Genomic DNA, 9,827 nt, shown 5'->3' on the forward strand with positions numbered 1-9,827 from the left:
CGCCGGGGGCCCGTCGCGCCGTGTGACACTCGCCGTGCGCCAATCAAGGTCTTGACGGGAACCAAGCCGAAAGCGTCCCCTTAGAGTTCACATGTTGGAGAAAACGGTGGGAGTGAGTGAGTCGATGGAGACTCCGGGTTCGCAGACGTCTCTGCACAGGGCCAATCTCGAACGGGTCGTCCGGGCGGTGCGCATGGCGGGCTCGCTCACCCAAGCGGAGATCGCCAGGACGACGGGTCTCTCCGCCGCCACGGTCTCCAACATCGTGCGGGAGTTGAAGGACGGCGGCACCGTCGAGGTCACGCCCACCTCCGCGGGGGGCCGCCGGGCCCGCAGCGTCTCGCTCTCCGGTGACGCCGGCATCGTGATCGGAGTGGACTTCGGTCACACCCACCTCCGCGTCGCCGTCGGCAACCTGGCCCACCAGGTGCTCGCCGAGGAGGCCGAGCCGCTCGATGTGGACGCCTCCGCGGCCGAGGGCTTCGACCGGGCGGAGCAGCTGGTCAAGCGGCTGATCAGGGCCACCGGGATCGGCCCGGACAAGGTGATCGGGGTCGGGCTCGGCGTCCCCGGCCCCATCGACGTCTCCTCCGGGACCCTCGGTTCGACCTCCATCCTGCCGGGCTGGAGCGGCATCAACCCCGCCGACGAGCTCTCCGGCCGGCTCGGAGTGCCCGTGCACGTCGACAACGACGCCAACCTGGGCGCGCTCGGCGAGCTCGTCTGGGGCGGCGGCCGGGGAGTGAAGGACCTGGCGTACATCAAGGTGGCCAGTGGCGTCGGCGCCGGTCTCGTCATCGACGGGCGGGTCTACCGGGGACCCGGCGGCACCGCCGGGGAGATCGGACACATCACCCTCGACGAGTCCGGCCCCGTCTGCCGCTGCGGCAATCGCGGCTGCCTGGAGACCTTCACCGCCGCACGGTACGTGCTCCCGCTGCTGCAACCCAGCCACGGCCCCGACCTGACCATGGAGAGGGTCGTCCAGCTGGCCCGGGAGGGCGATCCCGGCTGCCGTCGGGTGATCGCCGACGTCGGGCGCCACATCGGCAGCGGCGTCGCCAACCTCTGCAACCTCCTCAACCCCAGCCGGGTGGTGCTCGGCGGGGACCTCGCCGAGGCCGGAGAACTGGTCCTCACGCCCATCAGGGACTCCGTCGCCCGCTATGCGATCCCGAGTGCGGCCAGGCAGCTCTCCCTCGCTCCGGGGGCGCTGGGCGGGCGTGCCGAGGTGCTCGGCGCGCTGGCCCTCGTGCTGAGTGAAATGGGCGATTCGACCCTGTTGGAGAGCGCGCTGCCCGCAGCGGCGCCCGGCTCCCGTCTTGCCTTCACTTAGATAACGAACACCGTCGTTGTCATCTCGTTAAGAATTTACTTCTTGACGTCAACGTTGCAGCCGAGTTGACTTCGTGCCACCTCGGCCGCAACGTCGCGGCCTCGTCAGGGAGGCAACCCACATGAACGCAGTGACGCGTCGCGCCGTCATAGCCACGGCCGCGGTCTCGATGGCCCTCTCGCTCGCCGCCTGCGGCCAGGCCGGCGGCGGCGACAGCGAAGACAAGGGCAGCTCGACCAAGATCGGTCTGCTCCTGCCGGAGAACAAGACCTCGCGCTACGAAGCCCTGGACAAGCCGCAGTTCGAGAAGGCCGTCATGGACGCCTGTGACGACTGCGACGTCGTCTACAACAACGCGGTCTCCGACGTCGTGAAGCAGAAGCAGCAGTTCGACCAGCTCATCGCCGACGGCGTCAGGGTCATCGCCCTCGACCCGGTGGACGCGGCCAAGGCCGCCGGCTGGGTCAAGGACGCGAAGGCCAAGGGCGTCAAGGTCGTCGCGTACGACCGTGCCGTCGAGGGTGCCGACGCCTACGTCAGCCACGACAACAACAAGGTCGGCGAGCTCCAGGGCCAGGCCCTGCTGGCCGCGCTCGGCGCGAAGGCCGCCACCGCCAACGTGGTGATGATCAACGGCGACGAGAAGGACCCGAACGCCGGCCTCTTCAAGAAGGGCGCCCACAGCGCCCTCGACGGCAAGGTCGGCAAGATCGCCTACGAGGCCTCCGGCGAGTGGGACCCGAAGATCGCGGGCGAGAAGATGTCCGCCGCCATCTCCTCGGTCGGCAAGGACAAGATCGGCGCCGTCTACTCGGCGAACGACGGCATGGCCGGCGGCATCATCACCTCCCTGGAGAACGCCGGCATCAAGGGCATTCCGGTCGGCGGTCAGGACGCCGAGGTCGCGGGCATCCAGCGGATCATCGCCGGCAGCCAGACCTTCACCATCTACAAGTCGCCGCTCCAGCTGGCCCCCGAGGCCGCCAAGTTCGCGGTCAACCTGCTCAAGGGCAAGGAGCTCGGCGCCCAGGGAGAGACCGACGGCGTGCCGTCCACGCTCTTCGCGCCGGTCGTGGTCGACAAGGGCAACATCCAGTCCACCGTCGTCTCGGACGGCATCTACCGGGCCGCGGACCTCTGCACGGCGGACCTCGCCGCCAAGTGCACCGAGCTGGGCATCAAGTAACCCGGCCCGCCCCGGCCGGGCCCCGAGCGGGCCCGGCGCCACGGATCCCGGAGCGAGTCGCCCCTCCAGGCGGGCGCCGCCCGACCTTGCGTACAGAGGGTGAAGACCCCCGGTAACCCAGGTCGGCGTACGACGAAGGGATCCGCCCCCTCAGCCCGTCCGGTCCCCGGCCGACCCAGACCCCGCTGTCGGTCCGGGGGCCGGACGAGCCCAGCCCCCCTCGAACTTTGGCGCTGCACCGGCGGCGCGACATGCCGCCGCCCGCGGGCGGCGAAGGAGTTGGTTCACGTGTCCCAGACGCCCGTGTTGGCGTTGCGCGGGATCTTCAAGCGATTCGGAGCGGTCCAGGTCCTCTCCGGTGTCGACCTCGAAGTCCACGCAGGAGAGGTCGTCGCCCTCGTCGGCGACAACGGAGCGGGAAAGTCCACGCTGGTCAAGACGATCGCCGGTGTGCACCCCATCGACGAGGGCGTCATCGAGTGGGAGGGCGAGCGGGTCGAGATCCAGCGCCCGCACGACTCCCAGAACCTCGGCGTCGCGACCGTCTACCAGGACCTCGCGCTCTGCGACAACCTCGACGTCGTCGCCAACCTGTTCCTCGGCCGCGAGATCAAGAAGGGCAGCGTCCTCGACGAGGTCGCCATGGAGAAGCGGGCCAAGGACCTGCTCTCCACGCTCTCCATCCGCATCCCCAGCGTCCGGATCCCCGTCGCCGCCCTCTCCGGCGGCCAGCGCCAGGTCGTCGCCATCGCCCGCGCCCTGGTCGGCAACCCCAAGATCGTGATCCTGGACGAACCGACCGCCGCGCTCGGCGTCGAGCAGACCGCGCAGGTCCTCGACCTGGTCGAGCGGCTGCGCGAGCAGGGCCTCGGCGTCATCCTCATCAGCCACAACATGGCCGATGTGAAGGCCGTCGCGGACACCGTGGCCGTCCTCCGCCTGGGCCGCAACAACGGCACCTTCCCGGTGGCCACCACCACGCACGAAGAGATCATCGCCGCGATCACCGGTGCCACGGACAACGCCGTGACCCGCCGCCAGGCCCGCAACGCGGAGGTAGCGAAGTGAGCACGACCCCCCGTACCTCCGAGGACACCGTGCCGGAGCCCCGTGCGGAGGAGGCGGCGACGGCGAGCGCGATCCCCGCCGTCGACCCCCGCCTCCTCGTCCGGGAGCAGGGCTTCAAGGGCTACGTCGACGAGTTCAAGCGCAAGATCCGCTCCGGCGAGATCGGCTCGCTGCCCGTGGTCGTCGGCCTGATCGTCATCGGAATCGTCTTCCAGGCACTCACCGGCAACTTCATCACCTCGTACAACCTCGACCAGATCACGCTGTACGCGGTCGGCCCCGGCATCATGGCCGTCGGCATCGTCTTCGTCCTGCTGCTCGGCGAGATCGACCTCGCCGTCGGCTCCGTGGCCGGTCTGGCCGGCTCGGTCTGGGGAGTCCTCGCCACGGACGTGCCGGACTCCCTCGCCATCCTCCTCGGCATCCTGTCCGGCACCCTGATCGGCGCCTTCCACGGCATGGTGTTCGCCAAGATCGGCGTGCCCGCCTTCGTCGTCACCCTCGCCGGCTTCCTCGGTTGGGCCGGTCTGCAGACCTGGGTGATGGGCTCCAGGTCGACCATTCCCACCCCGATCGGCAGCTTCGTCGCCGACCTCACCAAGTACTACTTCTCCGACGTCGCCGCCGCGTACGGCCTCGCCGTGGTCGTGATCGCCGCCTTCTACCTCGCCCAGCTGCGCGAGGCCCGCCGCCGCAAGGCCGCCGAGCTGCCGCACCGCCCGCAGAGCGAGATCGTCCTGCGCACCGCGGTCCTCGCGGTCCTGGTCCTCGTCGCCGCCTACGGCTTCAACCAGGAGCAGGGCCTTCCGCTCTCCCTGGTGATCTTCCTGGCGATCCTGCTGATCACCGACTTCGTCCTGCGCCGCACCACCTACGGCCGCCAGGTCTTCGCCGTCGGCGGCGGCATCGAGGCCGCCCGCCGCGCGGGCATCAACGTGTCGTGGATCCGGATCTCGGTGTTCATGGTCTCCGGCACCCTCGGCGCCATCGGCGGCCTCTTCCTCGCCTCCGCGACCGGCGGCGCCGACCGCTCCCTCGGCGGCGGCAACCAGCTGATGATGTGCATCGCCGCGGCGGTCATCGGCGGCACGTCCCTGTTCGGCGGACGCGGCAAGGTCTGGTCGGCCCTCCTCGGCATCCTGGTCATCCAGTCGATCGTCCAGGGGCTCAACCAGCTCAACCTGTCCTCGAACGCGATCCAGTACATGATCACCGGCGCGGTCCTGCTCATCGCGGTGATCATCGACTCGGTCTCCCGCCGCACGCAGAAGACCGCGGGCCGCGCCTAGCACCTCCCCCGCGCGCGTAACGCTCGCCACACCCGCCCGGCGCCGTGTGGATCAGCGGCCGTCGGCCATGAGGGTGAGCCCTCATCCCCGGCCCGATGCCCACGATCCAAGACGGAACATTAGACTCGACAAATCGGCAAGCTCGACCAGCTCAAAGCAAGGAGGCACGGGTGGCTCTGCTGACCCGTATCAGGGGACCGCGAGATCTGGACCGGCTCTCCCCGGAACAGCTGGACCAGCTGGCCGACGAGATCAGGACGTTCCTCGTGGACGCCGTCTCCAAGACCGGCGGTCACCTCGGTCCCAACCTCGGCGTGGTCGAGTTGACCATCGCCCTGCACCGGGTGTTCGACTCCCCGAAGGACAAGGTCCTCTGGGACACCGGCCACCAGAGCTACGTCCACAAGCTCCTCACCGGGCGCCAGGACTTCTCGAAGCTCAAGATGAAGGGCGGCCTCTCCGGCTACCCCTCGCAGGCCGAGTCCGAGCACGACGTCATCGAGAACTCGCACGCCTCCACCGTCCTCGGCTGGGCCGACGGCCTGGCCAAGGCGAACGAGGTCCTGAAGAAGGACGACCACGTCGTCGCCGTCATCGGCGACGGCGCGCTCACCGGCGGCATGGCCTGGGAGGCGCTGAACAACATCGCCGCCGCCAAGGACCGTCCGCTCGTCATCGTCGTCAACGACAACGAGCGCTCCTACGCGCCCACCATCGGCGGCCTCGCCAACCACCTGGCCACCCTGCGCACCACCGACGGCTACGAGCGCTTCCTCGCCCGCGGCAAGGACATCCTGGAGCGCACCCCGGTCGTCGGGAAGCCGCTCTACGAGACCCTGCACGGCGCCAAGAAGGGCCTCAAGGACTTCATCGCCCCCCAGGGCATGTTCGAGGACCTCGGCCTGAAGTACGTCGGCCCCATCGACGGCCACGACATCGAGGCCCTGGAGTCCGCGCTCACCCGCGCCAAGCGCTTCGGCGGCCCGGTGATCGTCCACTGCCTCACCGAGAAGGGCCGCGGCTACCAGCCCGCCCTCCAGGACGAGGCCGACCGCTTCCACGCGGTCGGCAAGATCCACCCGGACACCGGTCTGCCCATCGCCTCCTCCGGGGCCGACTGGACCAGCGTCTTCGGCGAGGAGATGGTCGCGCTCGGCAAGGAGCGCGAGGACGTCGTCGCGATCACCGCGGCCATGCTCCAGCCGGTGGGCCTCGACAAGTTCGCCAAGGCCTTCCCCGAGCGGGTCTTCGACGTCGGCATCGCCGAGCAGCACGGCGCGGTCTCCGCGGCCGGCCTCGCCACCGGCGGCCTCCACCCGGTCTTCGCGGTCTACGCCACCTTCCTCAACCGCGCCTTCGACCAGGTCCTGATGGACGTGGCCCTGCACAAGTGCGGTGTCACCTTCGTCCTCGACCGGGCCGGCATCACCGGCACCGACGGCGCCTCCCACAACGGCATGTGGGACATGTCGATCCTCCAGGTCGTGCCCGGCCTGCGGCTCGCCGCCCCGCGCGACGCCGACCAGGTCCGCGCCCAGCTCCGCGAGGCGGTCCAGGTCACCGACGCCCCGACCGTGGTCCGCTTCTCCAAGGGCGCGGTCGGCCCGGCCGTCCCCGCCCTGCGCCGGATCGGCGGCATGGACCTGCTCCGGGAGGCCGGCGCCGAGCGACCGGACGTCCTCCTGGTCTCGGTGGGGGCCCTCGCCCCGATGTGCCTGGAGATCGCGGACCTCCTCGACCGACAGGGGATCTCCACCACCGTCGTCGACCCCCGCTGGGTCAAGCCCGTCGACGAGGCCCTCGCGCCGCTCGCCGAGCGCCACCGGGTCGTCATCACCGTCGAGGACAACAGCCGCGTCGGCGGCGTCGGCTCCGCCGTCGCCCAGGCGCTGCGCGACGCCGGCGTGGACGTCCCGCTGAGGGACTTCGGCATTCCGCCGCGCTTCCTCGACCACGCCTCCCGCGGTGAGGTCCTGGCCGAGATCGGATTGACCGCCCCGGACATCGCCCGTCAGGTCACCGGCCTCGTCTCGCGGCTCGACGGAAGGTTCGAGAGCAGCACCCAGGCCGTGGAGCCCGCCCGCGACTGACGGGTCACCTCACCCGGCGTCACCCTTGGGCCGGTCGGCTCACTCTTCGGAGTGCCGACCGGCCCTTTCGCGTGCATTCTGACCACAGGGCGGGCAGCCCCACGGCAGGGAGGTACGAAGGGTGAGTACGGACCAGCAGCCACGCGCCAACTCCGGCGTCTTCCGGACCAAGACGGTCGAACAGTCGATCCGCGACACGGAAGAGCCCGAGCACGCGCTCAAGAAGTCCCTGTCCGCCTGGGACCTGACGGTCTTCGGCGTCGGCGTCATCATCGGCACCGGCATCTTCGTCCTCACCGGCAAGGTGGCCAAGGAGAACGCCGGACCGGCCACCGCCCTCGCCTTCGTCGCTGCCGGCATCGTCTGCGCCCTCGCCGCCCTGTGCTACGCCGAATTCGCCTCGACGGTGCCGGTGGCGGGATCGGCGTACACCTTCGCCTACGCCTCGATCGGCGAGCTGCCCGCCTGGATCATCGGCTGGGACCTGGTCCTGGAGTTCGCCCTCGGCACGGCGGTGGTCGCCGTCGGCTGGTCCGGCTACGTCAGATCCCTGATGGACAACATCGGCTGGCACCTGCCCGCGTGGTGGGAGGGACCCGATGTCCCGGGCGGCACCTTCGACGTCCTGGCCTTCCTGCTGGTCCTGGTGCTGACCGCCGTCCTCGTCCTCGGCATGAAGCTCTCGGCCCGGATCACCGCCCTCGTCGTCGCCATCAAGGTGACCGTCGTCATGATCGTGATCGTCGCCGGACTGTTCTTCATCGTCGGGGACAACTACAAGCCCTTCATCCCGCCGGCCATGCGACCCGAGGGCGGCACCGACGGCTGGAACTCCCCCCTCATCCAACTGATCTTCGGCTACGAGCCCACCAACTTCGGCGTCATGGGCATCTTCACCGCCGCCTCCGTGGTCTTCTTCGCCTTCATCGGCTTCGACGTGGTCGCCACCGCCGCCGAGGAGACCAAGCTGCCGCAGCGGGACATGCCCCGGGGCATCCTCGGCTCGCTCCTCATCTGCACCGTGCTCTACGTGGCGGTCGCCCTGGTCGTCACCGGCATGCAGCACTACACCGAGCTGTCCGTGAGCGCCCCGCTCGCGGACGCCTTCAAAGCCGCCGGACACCCGTTCTACGCGGGCGTGATCAGCTTTGGCGCCGCGGTGGGCCTCACCACGGTCTGTCTGATCCTGCTGCTCGGCCAGACCCGTGTCTTCTTCGCGATGAGCCGGGACGGCCTGCTGCCGCGCTTCTTCTCCGTCACGCACCCGCGGTACAAGACCCCGTACCGGCCCACCATCCTGCTCGGTGTCATCATCGCGATCGTCGCCGGTTTCACCAGCATCAACGAGCTCGCGACCCTGGTGAACATCGGCACGCTCTTCGCCTTCGTCGTCGTCGCGGCCGGCGTCATGGTGCTCCGGCGCACCCGCCCCGACCTGCCGCGGGCCTTCCGCACCCCGTGGGTGCCCGTGCTGCCGATCCTCTCCATCGCCGCCTCCTTCTGGTTGATGCTGAACCTGCCGGGGGAGACCTGGTTCCGCTTCGCCGTCTGGATGCTGATCGGCTTCGTCGTGTACTTCCTGTACGGGCGCCGTCACAGTCGGCTCGGTCAGCAGGGCCGGGAGGCACGCTACTGAGGGGAGAACCCGAAGGCGCGGCGGAGAGCGCACGGGAGGGCGGCTACAGTCGGCTCGTACCCGAACTGCTCCCGACGACCGGAGTGCTGGATCCCCCCATGGCGAATCGATCCCAGTCCCCCACCGACCGTTCCCACGGCCCCGCCCCCGTGCTCCAGGGCAGCTGGCTGACCAGAGGGGCGGAGGGCCGGTTCAGCGCCTATCTGCCCAGGGACGGCGAGGTGGTGCGCTGGACCGAGGAACCGGGCGGGGGCTGGAGCGGCCCCGTCTCCCTGGGCGGCGAAGGGCTGACCCCCTTCCTCGCCGTCGGCCAGGGAGTCGACCGTTACGTCCACCTGGTCGGCCTCCGCCCGACGGCCGGTGGCGAAGGACACGTCGAACTGGTGCACGCCGTCCAGTTCCAGACCGGCCGTCCGGCCGCTCCCTGGCGCTCCCTGGGGCACTCGAACGGCAAGAGCCCCTGGACCGGCAACCCGGCGGTCGCGGTGGACGCCCAGGGCCGCGTCCACGTCTTCATGAGGAACGGGGGCGGCGGCATCAGCGTCCGCGCCCAGAAGGACGCCGGCGGCTGGCACCCCTGGTGGGACCTGCTCGGTTCCAAGACGGATCCCCTGCCCGTCGCCGTCACCAACGGCTCGGGTCTCGTCGAGCTCTACAGTTCGCACGCCAAGGGCCTCGTCCGCTACGTGCAGCGCGAAGCCGGGGCCAAGCCGATCCGCGAGGAGCTGCTGCCCGCCTCGGTGACCATGGGCACCCTGGCGGCCGTCACCGGTCCTTCCGGGCACGTGACGCTCTTCTACCTCGACCAGGAAGACCAGGTCATGTCCTGGTCGCCGGAGCGTTCGCTGCCCCCGACCGCCCTCGGCAAGGCGGCCGGCGGCGGACGCCTGTTCGCCGCCAACTGCCTCATCGACGGCTCCGACCACACGGTCCTCGCCCAGCAGTCCGAGGACGGCCGGCTCGCACTCGCCACCCATCCCAGCGAGCAGGAGGCGGAGGGACTGACCTGGGTGGAGACCGGGGAGCGGCACGGCACCCTGGACGCCGTCCTCACCCGGGGCCTCGACGGCGGCCTGGTCACGATGGCCATGGCCGGTGGGCGGGCGCCCCTCATGGCCCGTCAGAAGGCGGGGAACGAGGGGCTGCTGCTCGAAGACTGGCGCTCCATAGGGTGAGTCCGCCCCCGTCCCGTACCACGCGGAAGGCCCCGGCACCTGAAGGA

General features: G+C 70.1%; 7 protein-coding genes. All 7 read left to right on the top strand.

From position 1 onward, the window contains the following. Positions 1-124: 124 nt before the first annotated feature. Positions 125-1,336 carry an ROK family protein gene (locus ACFW2Y_RS31845; RefSeq protein WP_384886018.1) on the top strand — a complete coding sequence of 404 codons (1,212 nt, stop codon included), beginning with the start codon at positions 125-127 and terminating at the stop codon, positions 1,334-1,336. 121 nt (positions 1,337-1,457) lie between these two features. Further along, positions 1,458-2,522 (top strand): substrate-binding domain-containing protein, encoded by a 1,065-nt coding sequence (locus ACFW2Y_RS31850; protein ID WP_384886009.1) that lies wholly within the window; start codon positions 1,458-1,460, stop codon positions 2,520-2,522. A gap of 279 nt (positions 2,523-2,801) precedes the next feature. Further along, positions 2,802-3,590 carry an ATP-binding cassette domain-containing protein gene (locus ACFW2Y_RS31855; RefSeq protein WP_351219763.1) on the top strand — a complete coding sequence of 263 codons (789 nt, stop codon included), beginning with the start codon at positions 2,802-2,804 and terminating at the stop codon, positions 3,588-3,590. After that, complete coding sequence (locus ACFW2Y_RS31860) at positions 3,587-4,879, top strand: sugar ABC transporter permease (protein WP_384886011.1); 1,293 nt, start codon at positions 3,587-3,589, stop codon at positions 4,877-4,879. The genes ACFW2Y_RS31855 and ACFW2Y_RS31860 overlap by 4 nt, the downstream gene beginning before the upstream one ends. A gap of 170 nt (positions 4,880-5,049) precedes the next feature. Further along, positions 5,050-6,969, top strand: a complete 1,920-nt coding sequence (gene dxs, locus ACFW2Y_RS31865; RefSeq protein ID WP_384886012.1) for a 1-deoxy-D-xylulose-5-phosphate synthase — start codon at positions 5,050-5,052, stop codon at positions 6,967-6,969. Between the two features lie 121 nt (positions 6,970-7,090). Next, positions 7,091-8,605 (top strand): amino acid permease, encoded by a 1,515-nt coding sequence (locus ACFW2Y_RS31870; RefSeq protein WP_384886014.1) that lies wholly within the window; start codon positions 7,091-7,093, stop codon positions 8,603-8,605. A 98-nt stretch (positions 8,606-8,703) separates the two neighbouring features. Further along, positions 8,704-9,780, top strand: a complete 1,077-nt coding sequence (locus tag ACFW2Y_RS31875; protein ID WP_384886016.1) for a hypothetical protein — start codon at positions 8,704-8,706, stop codon at positions 9,778-9,780. Positions 9,781-9,827: the final 47 nt, after the last annotated feature.

The sequence above is a fragment of the Streptomyces sp. NPDC058877 genome (genome assembly GCF_042742855.1).
Taxonomy (GTDB): domain Bacteria; phylum Actinomycetota; class Actinomycetes; order Streptomycetales; family Streptomycetaceae; genus Streptomyces.